The 15,429-nt window shown below is 50.7% G+C and carries 16 protein-coding genes and 2 pseudogenes; 3 read left to right on the top strand and 15 right to left on the bottom strand.

Annotation, left to right across the window (positions count from 1 at the left end; translation table 11 throughout):
- Positions 1-2: 2 nt before the first annotated feature.
- The 4 genes from P6M73_RS03400 to P6M73_RS03385 all read right to left on the bottom strand — a co-directional run bounded on the left by P6M73_RS03400 (position 3) and on the right by P6M73_RS03385 (position 4,905).
- Positions 3-890, bottom strand: coding sequence for a peptidoglycan DD-metalloendopeptidase family protein (locus P6M73_RS03400; protein ID WP_489666485.1), 888 nt, complete (start codon positions 888-890; stop codon positions 3-5).
- A gap of 161 nt (positions 891-1,051) precedes the next feature.
- Complete coding sequence (locus P6M73_RS03395; RefSeq protein ID WP_277854729.1) at positions 1,052-2,155, bottom strand: CD1108 family mobile element protein; 1,104 nt, start codon at positions 2,153-2,155, stop codon at positions 1,052-1,054.
- Between the two features lies 1 nt (position 2,156).
- Positions 2,157-4,553: a VirB4-like conjugal transfer ATPase, CD1110 family gene (locus tag P6M73_RS03390; RefSeq protein ID WP_277854728.1), complete on the bottom strand. Its 2,397-nt coding sequence runs from the start codon at positions 4,551-4,553 to the stop codon at positions 2,157-2,159.
- Positions 4,495-4,905 (bottom strand): PrgI family protein, encoded by a 411-nt coding sequence (locus P6M73_RS03385; protein WP_277854727.1) that lies wholly within the window; start codon positions 4,903-4,905, stop codon positions 4,495-4,497. Before P6M73_RS03385 ends, P6M73_RS03390 begins: the two co-directional genes overlap by 59 nt.
- Positions 4,906-5,096: 191 nt before the next feature.
- Here P6M73_RS03385 and P6M73_RS03380 point away from each other — a divergent pair, with 191 nt between their 5' ends.
- Entirely contained in the window at positions 5,097-5,405 is a 309-nt protein-coding gene (locus tag P6M73_RS03380; RefSeq protein ID WP_277854726.1) for a hypothetical protein, read from the top strand.
- 120 nt (positions 5,406-5,525) lie between these two features.
- Here P6M73_RS03380 and P6M73_RS03375 read toward each other — a convergent pair whose 3' ends face one another.
- The 3 genes and pseudogenes from P6M73_RS03375 to P6M73_RS03365 all read right to left on the bottom strand — a co-directional run.
- Positions 5,526-6,395 (bottom strand): VirB6/TrbL-like conjugal transfer protein, CD1112 family, encoded by an 870-nt coding sequence (locus P6M73_RS03375; RefSeq protein WP_277854725.1) that lies wholly within the window; start codon positions 6,393-6,395, stop codon positions 5,526-5,528.
- Between the two features lie 14 nt (positions 6,396-6,409).
- A complete protein-coding gene (locus tag P6M73_RS03370) occupies positions 6,410-6,625 on the bottom strand; it encodes a Maff2 family mobile element protein (RefSeq protein WP_277854724.1) in 216 nt (71 codons plus the stop codon).
- A gap of 44 nt (positions 6,626-6,669) precedes the next feature.
- Positions 6,670-6,990, bottom strand: a pseudogene (locus P6M73_RS03365) (VirD4-like conjugal transfer protein, CD1115 family); the annotation flags it as partial.
- A gap of 187 nt (positions 6,991-7,177) precedes the next feature.
- Here P6M73_RS03365 and P6M73_RS03360 point away from each other — a divergent pair.
- Positions 7,178-8,287, top strand: a complete 1,110-nt coding sequence (locus P6M73_RS03360) for a hypothetical protein (protein ID WP_277854723.1) — start codon at positions 7,178-7,180, stop codon at positions 8,285-8,287.
- Between the two features lie 155 nt (positions 8,288-8,442).
- Entirely contained in the window at positions 8,443-9,000 is a 558-nt protein-coding gene (locus P6M73_RS03355) for a hypothetical protein (protein WP_277854722.1), read from the top strand.
- A gap of 54 nt (positions 9,001-9,054) precedes the next feature.
- On the opposite strand, the pseudogene P6M73_RS16820 reads toward P6M73_RS03355, so the two are convergent.
- From P6M73_RS16820 to P6M73_RS03315, 8 genes and pseudogenes are all read right to left on the bottom strand, one after another.
- Positions 9,055-9,150, bottom strand: a pseudogene (locus P6M73_RS16820) (Maff2 family mobile element protein); the annotation flags it as partial.
- Between the two features lie 87 nt (positions 9,151-9,237).
- Positions 9,238-10,848 (bottom strand): recombinase family protein, encoded by a 1,611-nt coding sequence (locus P6M73_RS03345; protein WP_002605633.1) that lies wholly within the window; start codon positions 10,846-10,848, stop codon positions 9,238-9,240.
- A gap of 100 nt (positions 10,849-10,948) precedes the next feature.
- Positions 10,949-11,131: a transposon-encoded TnpW family protein gene (locus P6M73_RS03340; protein WP_002605634.1), complete on the bottom strand. Its 183-nt coding sequence runs from the start codon at positions 11,129-11,131 to the stop codon at positions 10,949-10,951.
- Positions 11,128-11,985, bottom strand: coding sequence for an ATP-binding protein (locus P6M73_RS03335; RefSeq protein WP_002605635.1), 858 nt, complete (start codon positions 11,983-11,985; stop codon positions 11,128-11,130). Before P6M73_RS03335 ends, P6M73_RS03340 begins: the two co-directional genes overlap by 4 nt.
- Entirely contained in the window at positions 11,982-12,740 is a 759-nt protein-coding gene (locus P6M73_RS03330) for a phage replisome organizer N-terminal domain-containing protein (protein ID WP_002605636.1), read from the bottom strand. Before P6M73_RS03330 ends, P6M73_RS03335 begins: the two co-directional genes overlap by 4 nt.
- A complete protein-coding gene (locus P6M73_RS03325; protein WP_006058351.1) occupies positions 12,730-12,921 on the bottom strand; it encodes a hypothetical protein in 192 nt (63 codons plus the stop codon). The genes P6M73_RS03330 and P6M73_RS03325 overlap by 11 nt, the downstream gene beginning before the upstream one ends.
- Before the next feature lie 186 nt (positions 12,922-13,107).
- Complete coding sequence (locus P6M73_RS03320) at positions 13,108-14,730, bottom strand: relaxase/mobilization nuclease domain-containing protein (RefSeq protein ID WP_002602093.1); 1,623 nt, start codon at positions 14,728-14,730, stop codon at positions 13,108-13,110.
- Positions 14,702-15,100, bottom strand: a complete 399-nt coding sequence (locus P6M73_RS03315) for a plasmid mobilization protein (protein ID WP_002602094.1) — start codon at positions 15,098-15,100, stop codon at positions 14,702-14,704. The genes P6M73_RS03320 and P6M73_RS03315 overlap by 29 nt, the downstream gene beginning before the upstream one ends.
- Between the last annotated feature and the right edge of the window lie 329 nt (positions 15,101-15,429).

The raw sequence follows: 15,429 nt of genomic DNA, 5'->3' as shown, positions 1-15,429 counted from the left end.
GGTTACCTCCTTGGCAAACGCCCGAAGGCGTAAAAATGGGATTGGAAATATGAGGTGTTCATGGAGGCGTACTGGATGGGGTTTCCGGCGTGGATCATCATGCCGTCGCCCACGTAGATGGCCACATGGGAAACCGGACCGATACTGTCGTAAGTGCCGGTGAAAAACACAATGTCGCCTGGCTTGGCCTCCGAGGGTGGGATGATGGCGCACTGGTCAAAGATCCCTTGGGCAGTGGTCCTTGATAGAGGATAGACGCCCGAATTTTTAAACACCCAGCAGACAAAGCCGGAGCAGTCAAAAGACGTCGATGGCGTGGAGCCTCCCCAAACATAGGGATAACCCAGATACTTTTCAGCTTCCTTGATCAGGGCCGCGAAGGTGGGATCTGACAGCGCTTCCGGCGGGATATCGTAGTCGGTATAGGCGCCATTGGTGCCACCGACGTCTGGCGGGGTGTAGGGGTCAGTCCCCTCGATGAAGAAATAGGGATTGAGATACTGGCCATTTAACGTCAGTTCCAGGTGCAGATGGCTGCCCGTACTGGCACCGGTGCTTCCGGCCTTGGCGATAGCCTGTCCCCGCAGGACACTCTGTCCTTCTGTTACCAGAATGCTGGAGCAGTGGGCATAGGTGCTGCGGTAGCCGTCCTTGTCCGCAATGACCACATAGTTGCCATAGCCGCTGGCATCGTAGCCGACTCGGACCACTTCGCCGTCATGGATGGACTGGATCGGTGTGCCTAAAGCTACACCTAGATCGAGTCCGCGATGAATCTGCAGCCGATCCGTGATGGGATGGACCCGCCAGCCGTAAAGGCTGGTGACATGGCTTGGCCAATTGAAGGTAAAGGGATTGCCGAAATACTGTTTGTTGCCCTTGGTATCCATATACACGAGATACATTTCCCGCTGGTCAGCGCTCATGCGCGGATAAACGACGGAGTACAAGGACTGGCTGCTCAGGTTGATGTTCAGGATGTAGAAATTATAAGGGACCTCCACCTCATAGCTTTCGCGAATGGTCTGGATCTCACCGGTTTCCGGATCGGTCACGGTATAGGCCGGTATCGGGTTTCTGTCCGGTACCGCACTTCAACGGTCTCCGTGATGCTTAAGCTGTACATGGAAGAAAAGAGAGATCGCAGCTCAGCCTCGACCTCCGCATAGGTAAAATCTTCGAACCTCGCAGTCAGATAGGCGATCAGCTCATGAGGATCATGGCCGATGGGATCAACCGTGTAGCGGTATTCATCAAAACCGGGATAATCCCGCTCGATGTTAAGCAGGTCATACTGAAGTTCTGCCTCCAGTCTGGTGTACTCCAGGTCAGCGGCAGTGATGTCCTCGTCGGATGCAGTGTAGGAGGTGGTGAGAAAGGCATTGAGCCCGCCCACGGCCATCTGAGAGCAGCTGGCAAAGGTGTTTAAAATCAGCATGACAACAAAGAAGATGCCGATAATGCCCAGAAAAACTTTGCTGTGCCGGGCAATGAAAGCGGTCGCCTTCTCCAGCGCCTCCTTCGCTTTTTTCGCTGTTTTCACGGTGGTTTGGGCCGCCTTCTGAACGTTTTCCGCACCTTTTCCTGCTTTGGCAGCAGCGTATTCCTTCTTAATGGCCTGCTTTTGCTGCCAGCGGGATAAGGGATTGGTCGATAAGAGCGGCTGTTCACTGGCTGCCCGTTTTTGAAGCAGGCTGACGTTGGCCTGGTCCAGTTTCTTCTCCGCCTTCAGGGATTTTCGCTCCGCTTTCAGTGCATGGGAGCGGTGCGCATTCTGCGCAGTCCGGACGGTGCCTTCAGCGGTTCCTTCCAGGCGGTGGGCAGCCTCCACGCCGACATTGTCATCTTCAGATTTGGCAATCTGCCGGTGGACCTCAGCAGCAGGCAAGGCTGTCGCAGCGGACTTGAAAGCTGAGGGTGTTTTCTTCACCTGAAGCTCTTCAAACTGCAGCTTCACTGGCTTTTTCATGGGACCAAAGGAAATGCTCTTCTCGTGGGTTCCCAGCGATTCTGCCTTGGACTTTTTTGCAGCCTTCTCCAGCTTATTCGCAGCCTTGTCCGCCTTCTGCGTGGCTTTTTGAAGCTCCGGGCTGCTGCGCTCCTCCTCTGTGAACTGAAGCCGGGTGACGGTTCGTTTGGCTTTCTTAGCGCTCATCTCACACCCCCTTGACCTCAGCTGGCTTCGTCGTCATGATGCGGTAAAGCTCGGTATCCTTGGGGAAACGGTCTGCAAAGGGCAGGATCACATTCCCATAGAACAACAGGCCTTCACCTTCACCGGAATGGGTGACATAGGACAGCTGGTGGGGAGAGATGTTGAGCTGCTTGGCCAGGATCTGTCGGTCCCCGCCTGCCTGGTTCAGCATGTAGACGAAGTCGCTGTTTTCAAAGATGTTTTCGATCTCCCGGGAGGACAGCAGGTCCTTGACGTTCTGGGTAATGCCCGTCGGGATGCCGCCCCACTTCCGGAATCGCTTCCAGATCTCCACGGAGTAGGCGGCGGTCTGCTCTTCCTTGAGTAGCAGATGGAATTCATCAATGTAGTAGCGGGTGCTTCGGCCTTCCGCCCGGTTGGCGGTCACGCGACCCCAGACCTGGTCCTGGACGATGAGCATGCCCAGCTTCTTCAGCTGCTTGCCCAGTTCCTTGATATCAAAGCAGACCAGGCGGTTCTGGATATTCACATTGGTCCGGTGGTTAAAGACGTTGAGGGAGCCGGTGACGTAGATCTCCAATGCCGTTGCAATGAGCCGGGCTTCCTTTTCCGGCTGTTCCAGGAGGATTCGGTGAAGGTCACCCAAGATGGGGACGTTCTCTGGCCTTGGCTCATTTAGATAGGCTTGATACACCATGCGGACACAGCGGTCGATGACCGTCTTTTCAATGGGCTGGAGGCCCTCTCTGCCGCCGACGATAAGCTCACAAAGGGAGAGAATAAAGTCGGATTTCAGGGACAACGGGCTTTCGTCCTCTGAGTAGTTCAGATTGATGTCCATGGGATTGATGAAATGTCCGCTGGTGGGTGAGATCTTGATGACCTGGCCCTGCAGGCGCTCCACCAGGGGGTAATACTCACCCTCAGGGTCGCAGATGGTGATGTCGTCCTGAGTAATGAGAAAGGCATTGGCGATCTCACGCTTGGCGGAGAAGGACTTGCCGCTGCCAGGGGTGCCCAGGATCAGGCCGTTGGGATTCTTCAGGGCTTTCCGATCCACCATGATCAGGTTGTTGGACAATGAATTAAGCCCGTAATAGAGAGGCTCTCCTTCGCGCTGGAACAGTTCTTGGGTGGTGAAAGGCACAAAGATGGCGGTGCTGGAGGTGGTCAGGCCTCGCTGGATCTCAATCTGATTGTGACCAAGTGGCAGGGATGAGTTGAGGCCGGATTCCTGCTGGAAGTCCAACCGGACCAGCTGACAGTTGTATTTCTGGGCAATGCCCTGGGCCTGAAAGATGTTGTTGTCCAACGTCTGTTTACCATCGGCGGTATTCATGATCAGAAAGGTCATGAGGAACATACGCTCATTGTGGCTCTGCAGATCCTGCAGCAGCTTCTTGGCTTCACCGCCGTAGGTAGCCAGGTCTGACGGGATGATGTCCATGTCGTAGCCGGAACGGACGGCCTTCTTCTGCTCTTCGATCTTCATCCGGTCCAGATCGGTGATTTTTCGCTTGATGGTCTTGATGGCCGAGGTCTGATCGATGGACTGGATATGGAGCGTCACCACCAGACTGTTGTCCATGGACAGAAAATCCGCCAGCATGCGGTCGTTGAGCTCGGGGGCGAGGATCTGGAGGAAGGAAACGGAGCAATTCTTTCTGCCCATCCGAAAGTTCCTGCTCTCGGAAAAATCAAAGGATGAAGGCGCAATATAGTCCTTGGTAGAAAGGCCCGATAATGGCAGCCAGTCCCAGTCAAAGAGAAAGCGCTCCTGACCGTCCAGATGGTAGATGCTGTGTAGGAGCTTCAGGCGGTCTTTGCCGCTCAAAGGATCTGCTGCGACGCCAAGGCGCTTGAAGCTGTTCAGGAGATCATTCTCGATGCGCTCCAGCCTGGGCTTCGCCGTGCGAAGATTCTCTGCTTCAATGCCAAAGGTGATGAACTTGGTCTTGGACAGGCCGTTGTTGCCTTTGGCCAGCTGACCTCTGAGCATATTGGCATATTCTTCTCGGATGTCATCGAAGTCATCGTTCTGGTTCGGGATCAGGATGGACTGCTCGAATTCCTCGATGCTGGCGCTCAGATTCAGGAAAGAGAACTGAAAGCGGATGGAGCTGTCAAAGTAGTTGAGAAAATCACACCAGCCGTCAAAGATGGCCGTCTTGTCCTCGTTCTGAGCCAGCTGATAGTTGATGTCCTGAAACTGAATGGTCTTGGTATATAAGGCATCCGTTGCCTGACAGATGCCGTCGGGATGCATGCGCAGGTAAGGGATCGTCTGCTGGGCCGTTGCCGGAACCTTGCTGTCTCGCTTGGCTCTGGCGATGGCGCTTTCAATGCGATTTCTTTCCTCGCGGCTGAGTTTTCGTTGGATGGTTTTCTTGGTGGACAATCGCTTTTACCTCCTTGTCCAGATTGGTTTGCCGCTCTACGGCGGCATATAAGTTGTCGGTCCGGTAAGGGCGCTTCTTCGGTCGGATGAATCGGCTCTGAATGAGCTGATAAAGGATCTTTTCCAGGGGCTGACCGTTTCGTTCATACATGGCCAGCAGGAAAAATGGCAGCATGGACAGCACCATGAGTAGCGCTGCCGTGCTGACACTCATGTGGGGCTTGGCAAGAAAAAACAGCGGAACGCCCAGTAGAGCACCACTGCCAAATGAAATCAGTTGTCGCTTGGTGAGATTGAGCATCACTTTGGTTTTGATCTTGGTCAGATCCTTCGGTACAGGGACATAGGCCACAGGCTTTCCTCCTTTCGCTTAGTGGGCATTGAAGATGGATTTGGTGAGAATACACTTCTGTCGAGTGATTTGGATTTGATAAAAACTGCTCACGATGGGCAATGCGCAAATGATATAATTGATTTGATATCAATGAATTTTTCCAGGATTTTTATCCTGATATTTAATAAATTTGGTTGGGAGGTGTACCATTGAGAAAAAAGACTGTGCTTATAGTTGTTTTGGGTATCCTAGTTCTAGTTACAGCTTTGTACGTTCGGGAGAGTCGAGTCATCGGTGAAATTACTGGCGCAGAGTGGGATGTCCTCACAATCGGAGAGACTGAATATCGGCAGATCAATGGCCTTGACTTTACAATTGCTGATAAGGGTAAGTATTTAGGCAAGGCAAAGTTCAATGAATCAACCGTTCGTCTCTATTCAGTAAAGGGCGATATAGAGGACAAGTACATCTATGCTTTTTGGGACTGGGAAGGTTTTTTCTACGTTCTCAATGAGTAAATCCCACAAGATTTTGTCCAAGCGTCCAAACGAAACTACACAAGCATTGCGGCCAAAGTACATTGGCCGTTTTTTCGTGTGCCTATTTTCAGATGGAATTATCAGCATTCGTCTTTTCGCTTAATGGGCATTGAAGATGGATTTGGCAAGACTTCCGGTCTTGAACAGGGTGAAGCAGAGCAGAACGGTGTAGCCGAGTGTAGTCCAAACGGCCTTGATGATGTCAGTTTCCGTGGCGATGTTCTGCACCATGACGGCATAAATGCCGACACAGACCATGATGAGAAAGGCCTGGAAGGCTAGTGCCAAGAGGGACCGAAGATAATTCTGTCCCATACCGCCCCATTCCCGGTTGACCATGGTGGCCATGGGGATTGGTCCCACCGACGTGACCAGATAGATCTCAATCATGCGGCCATAGATGACCAGGAAGATACAGATACTCAGGGCTTGCATGGTAAAGCCGATAAACAGACTCTGAAACCAGAGTCCGAAGAGGGGTCCCAGTTCCATGGCGCTCAGCCTTGTCTGAAGGTCTGCCACTGTAGTGGCAAGATCCACCGAGGCGTCCGCTGAAATGACGCCGGAAGCGCTGTTGACTACTGACTGCGCCATATCGAAGATGCCCATGACGATATCAAAGGTATGGGTGACCAGAAGAACGGCCACAAAGGTTTTAAAGATCCACTTGAAAAAGATCCAGGTATCGATGTCATGAAGATTATTCCGGTCGATGACCATTTGGATGAGCTCGTAGGTCATCACAAAGGCAAGGATCACACCCGCGATGGGGATGACGACACTTTCGGAGAGGCTGCGGATCATGGAAAAGACGCCGGCATTCCATGCCTCCGGCGTCAGTCCCACTTGACCTGCGATTTCGCCAACCTGCTGGTTGACGTTATCAAACATCCCCGACAAATTTGTGATGATGCCTTCTACAAGCATCGTCTTCAGCCATTCGTTGATTTTGTCGAGTATGCTTTCCATCGCTTTCTACCCGATTAACCGAACAGACCGGAAAGCAGCGGCACCAGTACGATGCCGATCAGGGCGATACCGCCGCCCGCCATGAGCTGCTTCATGCCCTGGGACTTGGCACCGGGGTTATCGTTACCGTAGCCTTCAAGAAGGTTGATGACGCCCCAGATGGCAAGGCCTGCACCGAGAGCGACGACGAGGGTTTGAAGTACATCTACTGCACTGTTAAAGAATTCCATTGATTGACCTCCATTATTTTAAATTTTGAGATGAAAAAAGCCGCTCATTCGGCGGCTTCGGGTTCGGCGGACAGATCCATGTGGTAGACCTCATAGATTTCATCCGGTTTGGGCTTGAGACGGGTGGACAGGTACTTCTCGATGTTGAAGGCGTTTCGCGGGTCCGCATCGGAGAGGTACTTGTAGTTGGGGTGTTTGGTGATGTCGTACTTGCTCGAGAGAAAAGGCCGCACCCCGCGCAGCTGTAATATACACTTGCCGCCGTCAAGTACGGCCAGTTCGTCGATGCTCATCAGCTCCTTTCCGAGTTTCTGGGAGTTCAGACTGTGGGAAACCCCACGGCCTCGGCTTTCCCCGGTGTTGAAGGGTACAACAATTTTACTCACTTATCTCAAAGACCAACTTTACTTAGATAAATATTTAACCAGAAATGTTAATATTGCGTGAAGTTTATCTCAAACTTCACAAATAATTAAGCAATATTAGTACCCTATGATCAAAGGAGGTAGTTAGTAATTGGTGATTATATGAGTAGCGACTTAGGAGGATAATATGAATTTTGTAAAACAAACCATTTGTACCATGTTGATAGTTTTATTAGCATTTTCATCGATTCAGGTATATGCGAACAATGCCAATGAATCCCCTCTTGCTGCACCCAATGTTGATTCTTTTTATCATACAGTTCTTGAGAGCAAAGGTTTCAATGGAACATATCAAACACTGGATCTTTATAACGAAAATGAAGTAATCCAATGGCGCATGTATTTTGATAGTTCATCATACCTCATCTTGGATATAAGTAATGGGGAGGTTATGGAATATGGTTTTGATTGTATTGTTCCATTTTCAAACTTTAAAGACGAAAAACCTTATTATGGAGGGCCTCTCTGCTACTATATAAAAACAGAAGATAAATACTTTAGCATTAATGAAGATAAATATTACACTAAATCTCCAAAGATAAAAGGAGTAATTCTTACTGAAACGAGTGGTGAGAGCGTCTTACAAAATAATTTAAATTATCAAACTGATCAAGTTTACGCAAGTGCTGCAAGTCTAATAAGAACGGTCTCTGTATCATCGCCACTAAGCATCCAACGGCAGGCATTCGGTAACAATGTTAATGGGACTTGCTCTGCCGTCGCTACGAGTATTGTTTTAACTTACCTTAATAGGACTCGCTCAGCTTGGTATGTACCAGATAGCACATATATGTCAGAAAACCTCATTGGGACAACTTATTCTTCTACCTCCTATGCAAAAGCACAAAAACTGCACCTACTCCTTATATCTTGCGGCATGGGGACTATGAGCTATGCAGATGGCATAAGAAACCCTGTAAATAGATATAAATCTCAGCATTTACCGAACACAACTGTTTCGGTTGACTGGCGATTATTCAGAAGTAATCCAACTTATATCACGAATCAGATCGATAATAATATTCCTGGTATGATAACCACAACTCTATTTACTGGCGTGTATGACTGGCATACGATGGCTGTATATGGTTATAAGTACTTCAGCGATGGGTCTTATGATTTTCTTATACATACCGGTTGGTATTCTAGTGTTGTTAACAGCACATCAGGATATATTATGCCAAAAATTTATGTCCCCTCTAATTATGAAACCTATATGTATAAATTCAATATTTAGATGTAATTAAAGCTTATACACAAAAACTGATAATTATGGTAACATAAAGTAACTATTATTGATTTTGTGTGTAGCGATTTAATTAACCAATCATTTGAAATTACCATATTGGATTTCTTGCTTAACTTAATGTTAAATAAAGGGGGCAACATATCTTGAAAAATAAAATTATTTTGCTGCTTATTGGTATAGCTATATTAGCAAGTTTAATCTTCTTAGCTCGACCATTTATTTTTAATGAATATCTCGTAAATACAAAAGATTTGTCGACGATTGAGGAGATTGATGTATTTCTAAAAGACTCCAGCATCCTTATACCTAGTTATTCAACGAATAAAGGCAATCCACATCTACACACTTCAAAAGAGAGTGTATCAATAGAAAGAAGTAAACAATATGGCGCTTGGGATGGTTACAATATTGTAATTACACCAACGAAACTATCGGATTCTTCATTTTTTCAAATATTTATTTCATCATCAAAAGTGATTAATGAAAAGAATGAAGATGTTAAGTGGACGGTAAGTAATGCTAATTCTGATTTTCAACCAGGTGAAAACTATCCGGAAGGTGAGTACACTCGAGTAATTGGAACATTTCAACGTGGTAATAATCTGTATGAAATAACTGGATATTCACTAGGACCCATGAATAATACTAAGGAAAAACAACTAATAAGTGAACTACAATATTTTGTTGATAGTATGAACTAATTTTGAAGACGCCAGCTTAAATAAAGCAGGCGTCTTTTAAATTCAATTCATAATTTATCCAAACAAACCGGAAAGCAGCGGCACCAGTACGATGCCGATCAGTGCGACACCGCCGCCCGCCATGAGCTGCTTCATGCCCTGGGACTTTGCTGATGTGTGATAAAGAAGTAGTAGAAGTGTAAAAAATTTTGCCGTTCCTATCCGGCGTTTGCGCATTGCGCCGGATAGGTCGGGCGGTCATTCGGGCAGGTCTACCTTGCCAACGAAAGAGTAATAAATATCAATGTCCTGTCTGCGTGTGCCGTTCTCGTCATAGCTGCACTCATGCACAACGATTTTCTCCACAAACTCACGCAAAAGGGTAGGGGTAAGTTCTTCAAAGCTGGTGTACTTGCGGACAACATTCATAAACTTTTCTGCGTTTACCGTGGCTTCCTGCGCTTTGGAAAGCTCTGCCCGGATAGCGGCGGCTCTCTCTTTCAGTTCTTTCTGCTCGGCTTCATAGTCTGCCGACAGCTCCGTGAAACGCTCGTCTGAAATGCGCCCGGTCACGCTGTCCTCATACAGCCGCTTGAAGATAGCGGATAACTCGCTGATACGCTTCTCGGCGGCTTCCAGCTCCTTTTTCCTTGCGGCGTTCCTGCGCTTGCCCCCGTCCTCGTTCTGCTCGATCAGCAGCTTCATAAACCGGGCTTCGTGCTTCGCTGCATAGCTGGTGACTTTCCGCAGATTGTCGGTCACTCCGGCGGTCAACAGGTCGGTGCGGATAAAGTGCGCCGTACAGTCACGGGTACGCTTCTTGTAGCTCCCGCAGATATAACAATCCTGCTTGCGGGTGGCGTTCTGGTAACGCTGCTGGTAAAGGACGCTGCCGCAGTCGGCACAAAAGAGTATGCCGGAGAATAAGCCCACTTCATCATAGCGGTTCGGGCGTTTGCGCTGCTTGCGTAACTCCTGCACACGCTCCCACATCTGGGTGTCAATGATAGGCTCATGGTGGTTCTCGAAAATCGCCTGTTTCTCAATGGGGTTCTCTACGCTGTGCTTGGTCTTGTAGGACGGCTTCTCCGTCTTGAAGTTTACCAGACAGCCCGTGTACTCCCTGTTTTCAAGGATATGTACCACGGTATTGGTCGCCCACTTGCACTCATAGCCGGGGTGGTAGCGGCGGGTGCTTCCCGTCCGACGGTATTCCAGCGTTCCCGGCGTGGGGATCTCCTGCTCTGTGAGCATACGGGCTATCTTGGTCGGCCCGTTCCCGGCAAGGCACAAGCTGTAAATCTGCCGCACAACAGGGGCGGCTTCCCCGTCAATGATAAAATTTTCGTCCTCGTCCATAAAGTAGCCGTATACGGGTTTGCTCGTGACGGGCTTCCCGCTCATACCCTTAGACCGTTTTACTGCTTTGATTTTCTTGCTCGTATCTCTCACCAGCCATTCGTTAAAAATGTTCCGCAGAGGGGCAAAATCATTGTCGCCCTGTGCGCTGTCCACTCCGTCATTGATAGCGATAAAGCGGACGCCTTTCTGTGGGAAAATCATTTCCGTATACATTCCCACTTGCAGATAGTTTCGCCCTAACCGTGACATATCCTTGACGATAACGGTGCCGACTTTTCCGGCTTCAATGTCCGCAAGCATGGCTTGAAAACCGGGTCTTTGGAAGTTCGCCCCAGAATAACCGTCATCTGTGTACCATTGCAGATTGGAAAAGCCGTTCTGCTTCGCATAGGTTTCAAGAATACGCTTCTGGTTTGAAATAGAATTGCTCTCACCTTGCAGCTCGTCCTCGTGGGATAATCTCGGATAAAGGGCGGTAATAAGGTTTCGGGTGGTCTGTCTTAACATAGTGTCCTCCATTTCCGACAGCCAGCCCCACTATTCCGTATGACTATCATACCACACGCCGGGGCTGGCTGTACAGTCCTTTCTGCTTCTTTACGTCCCGTCAAATTGCCGATTTTTGTGTAGCAGCTTCCGCTTCCAGCACTTTCAGCATTTTATCGGCGGCGGTGGCGGTGGTGTCCTGCTTGAAATAGCCGGAAACGACAAGGACAGAATTACCTATGCGGATTTCCGTCACGCAATCCGGGCGGCGGGTGCTGCGGTCATTCTTTGGGGTGTTGGTCATAGGCGGCTCTCCTTTCTGTTCATCAGCTTTTTCAGTTGTCCCATTTTCTCCTGCGCCGTGGCTTTTCGGAAGTTGCTCCCGGTAAAGCGGACAGGAGAACACATTTCAATCAGACGGTCATAAATGCGGGCGTGGGCGGTGTCCTCCGGGTGCTGCAAGTCCTCCAGCGTGAGATTAGTCGTGACGATCAGCGGCCTGCCGCTGCGGTAACGGCTGTCAATCACGTTGTAGACCTGCTCTAAGCCGTATTCCGTTCCCCGTTCCATTCCAAAATCGTCAAGGATAAGCAGCGGGAAGCTGCAAAGTCGGGAGATATATTCATTCCTGCCCTCAAAGCTGGCGGCAAGGTCACCCAATATCAATGCAAAGTTTGTCATGCACACGGGGATTTCACGCTCCATAAGGGCATTTGCGATACAGCCCGCAAAATAGCTCTTGCCTGTGCCAACGCCGCCCCATAGCAGATAGCCAATGTTGCGCTCTTTCATGGTTTCCCAGTTCTCCACATAGAAATGGGCGTGTTCCATTTGCGGGCACTTGCCGTTGTCGTTCTCAAACGTCCAGCCCTGCATAGCCGGGTCTGTAAAGCCCCGCCGCTTCAACCGCTCGACAGTTTCAAGGTGACTGCGCTGTTTCTCTGCGGCTTCCCGTTCCTCACGCTCTGCCCGCTGGCAGTCACATTCTGCCGGGTGGCGGTCACGCCCCAGCCATGCGGCGGTTTCTTTGGGGAAATAGCCCTCTTTGGGCTTGTGGCACTTCCCGCAGTATAAAAGCCCGTCCTCGCCGGTGTAGTCCTCCGGCTCCGGCGTGGTGTCGGTCATATTCAAAATCATTTCATCAAATCCATTCGTCATAAGCTCTCGCCCTCCTTACAGGTATAATCGGGTATGCCCTTTTTCGGGGCTTTCTTGGCTGCGTCCTCCTGCGCCCACTTGAAAATCGTGGCTGCATGGCTCTTGTATTTCCTCCCGCTGGAAGCGATATGGCAGGATAGGCGGTCAATGTAATACTCCCACTTGCCGGGAAGCTCTGTTTTCAGCCCGTCAAGCTCCGTATCGGAAAGAATGACATTGTGGTATCTGCCATAGGCGGCGGGGGCGGGGTGTCCCGTTTCTAACTCTCTCTCTTTTTCTATTTCTATATCTATCTCTTTCTCTATCTCTATCTCTGGTGGACAAATGTCCGCTCGATATGGTGGACATTTGTCCGCCCCTGTCTGCGGCAGGGCTTTTTGTTCCTGCAAAGCCAGCCGCGCCCTGCGCTTGCGCTCCCCCTCGGTAGAGGACTGGCCGATTAAAAGCTCAATGTTGCTCATGTAGAGTGCGCCGCTTGGCAAAGGCTCCACAAGCCCCAGCTTCATAAAGATTTTCAAAGCTCTCTCTACGGTACCTACCTGCTGGCGGGTAATGGTCGCAATCATCTGGGCGGTGTAGGGGATATTCTCGTCAAGCTGCAATTTCCCGCCGTTTTTCAGCGATTTCAAGTACAGCTTCAAGAGAATGTTGGAATAGATAACGCCGTCCTGCATACTTTCCAGCAGAACGATTGCATCATCGTCAAAATAGCTCTCTTTCAGCTTGAGGTAGTAATATTTGCGGTTATCTGCCATAGGCTGCGTCCTCCTTTTTCCAGCGTTTGGAATAATAGCGAGGGCATAGTATGATAACCGCCCGGAAGCTCTGTTTGCAGTCACGGGTGCAGCCCCGGCATAGGTCGTTGTAAGTGATACGGTTGCGGTGGTTGAGGAAGAAAGACCATTCCAGCCGCCGCTTCTTGCTCATTCTCGGCAATGGTAAGCTCCTTTCTGCCGTTCCTATCGGTGTAGCGGGATAGGGGGCATTTTCTGTATGTTCTCGGTATCATTTTCGGGCTTTTTCTGCCCTGTAAGCCCCGTTTGGAAGTCGGGGAGTATTGCGGTAAGGGTTCATATCATACCTGTATTTTTGTAGGGTTTCGGTATCATTTCGGGGCGGTCTTTAACGCTCCTGTTCACGCTTTTTCTGCTGGCTCGGTGCGCCCCTTAAAATCTGGTCGATATTGCGTCTGACTGTCTGAAGCTCCTGCGCCCGCTGGCGTTTCTCCCGGTAGTCGTTATATCCGGCGTTCTTCTGGACGGTAAGCTGCTCAATCTCCCTTTGCAGGGCTTTGCTGGCTGGCAGCTTGGTTATTCCATGCTCCCGGAAATAACGGGCGGCTGTGTCCGCTATGATAAAATCGCTTTCGTGCTGTTCCCGGTAGGCTCTCCGGGCTTTCTCCGATTTCTGCGCTTTCAGACCGTCACGGGCGGGCTTCGTGCCGATATAGCCCAAAAGGTTGCGCTGCAATTCCTTTTTCTCCCGGATAGCGGCTTCCAGCCCTTTCAGTCCGGCAAGGCTCTCCTGCGTGGCGGTGTTGGCTGCGGAAATGGCAGCGTCCAGCTCGTCCGGGGAAGAAAAGCCATACTGCTGGTAGAGCATGAGGGTAGCCGACATCTGTTTGAGGTTGTGCATGGTCGCCCACTTCTCATAGCCCCGTCCTTTCCCCTCGGCTCGCTTGGCGGCTATGTCTACCATGCGCTGTACAGCGTCATTGTTCGGGGCGTTTTTCGCTTCTTTTTTCGTCCGTAAGCGGTCTTTGATACTGCCGGGGTATTCCGCTATGGCTGCGGGTTTTTCGGCGGCTCTGGCGGCGTTCTGCTCCAAAACGGAGAGGACAGCAGCCCGGTCAAAATCGTCCCCCAGCTTCCGGGCGGTAATTGGCTTCGTCCTGTCCGGCGTGAGGTAACTTAGCCGCCCCCGGCTCTCCTTGACGGTCACACCATGCCGGAGAAGCAGGGCGGCAAACTCATCAAAGCCGGAAGCAGCGGCAAGGGCTTCCCGGATAGTCCGGCGCAGCTTCGCCTTATCCGTTTCAAACTTGGTCTGCCGGGGCGCGATACCGTCCGCAGCAATAGGGGCGTTGGCTCTGTCAAGGGCAGCCTGTCCTTTCTTCTGCGCCCAATACTCACGCTCGGTAATGCGTTCTTTGCTGCCGTTCAAAAGGTCTATCTGGTAAAGCCCCTCGCTGTGGCACATCTCCATGACTTCGGCTTTCAGATAGTTCATAGCTGCGTCCGTACAGCGGTGCTTGCAGCCTGCTTTCCTGTCCGCTGGCCTGTCCATGTGGGGCAGCATGGGAACCTCCGCAATCCGCAGACTGTTAATGACGATATGCACATGGATATTTTCGGTGTGGCTGTGTCCGTCCGGGTGGGTGCAGACAAGGGCCTGGTGTCCGGGGAAATGCTCGGCGCAGAACTTCTCGCCCAGCTCCTGCGCCCGATCAACGGTCAAGCCGTTGTCCGGGCCGTCCCGTGGGTCAAAGCTGATGATGTAGTGGTGGCTCTTTACGTCCTCCCGTTTCTGGTTCTTGCCGTAGCGGAGATTGGAGCGCATACAGGCAACGGCAAAATCCTCCCCGCCACAATTCAGAGAGGATATGCGGTAGTCTACCCTCGGTATGAGCCGCCCGTCTGCGTCAAGGGTGGGCTTCATGGTAAACTCGTCATGCTCGAATGTGAGGTATTTTTCAGCGTCCCCGTAGTTGGCATTTTTAGAGCTGATATGTTTGAGTATCGCCAACGGCTTCACCTACTTTCTGCAAGACTTCAAACTTCAAGGCGGCAAGGTCGGCGGCGGCTCCCCGCACTTCCTTTTCCAGCCCCCGGTAGGGGCTTCCGTATTCGTTCAGGCTCCGGGCAATCTGGTTTAAGTTGCCGCCGATTTTCCCGTACTCTGCCGTGAGCTTGGAGAGGGCGGCAAGCAGCCCGTCATTGACCGGGGAAACGGTGACAATGGGGCGTATGGTCGCTTTCCGTATGGCTTGCCGGATAAACTCGGACTGGCTGATTTCATAAGCCGCCAGCCGCCCGGTGAAGTCGGCGTATTCTTCATCGGTCATGCGGGTCTTTACCACATGACGGCGGTGGGGCGTATTGTATTTCTTTCGCATGGTCTGTGACCTCCTTTCTCGCCCGACAGGGCGCATAGCAGGGTTTGGGGAAGGCACTCCCCAACAAGATTCCCGCAGGGGCAAAAATAAGCGGAGAGCGAATTTTGGCACCTCGGTAGAATCTTGCTCTGAAAAACTCCGGCGTTCCCCGGCTCCCGTCCTTTCCGCTAACAAAACGTTTCAAAAGGGCTTTGCTACCCGCTATTCCGGCTTATCTTGAAAATTTTCCTTTCACTACCTACAACACCACGCAAAGCAAAATGGACGGAGATTTTTAGAATTTCCCCTCTATTCCCTACAACACCACGCAAGCCGGAATAGGCGGACAA

The sequence above is a fragment of the Anaerococcoides asporogena genome, assembly GCF_029590275.1.
Taxonomy (GTDB): domain Bacteria; phylum Bacillota; class Clostridia; order Clostridiales; family Clostridiaceae; genus JG1575.
The sequence above is the reverse complement of the archived record's forward strand: the minus strand, read 5'-3'. Positions and strand labels throughout refer to the sequence as shown.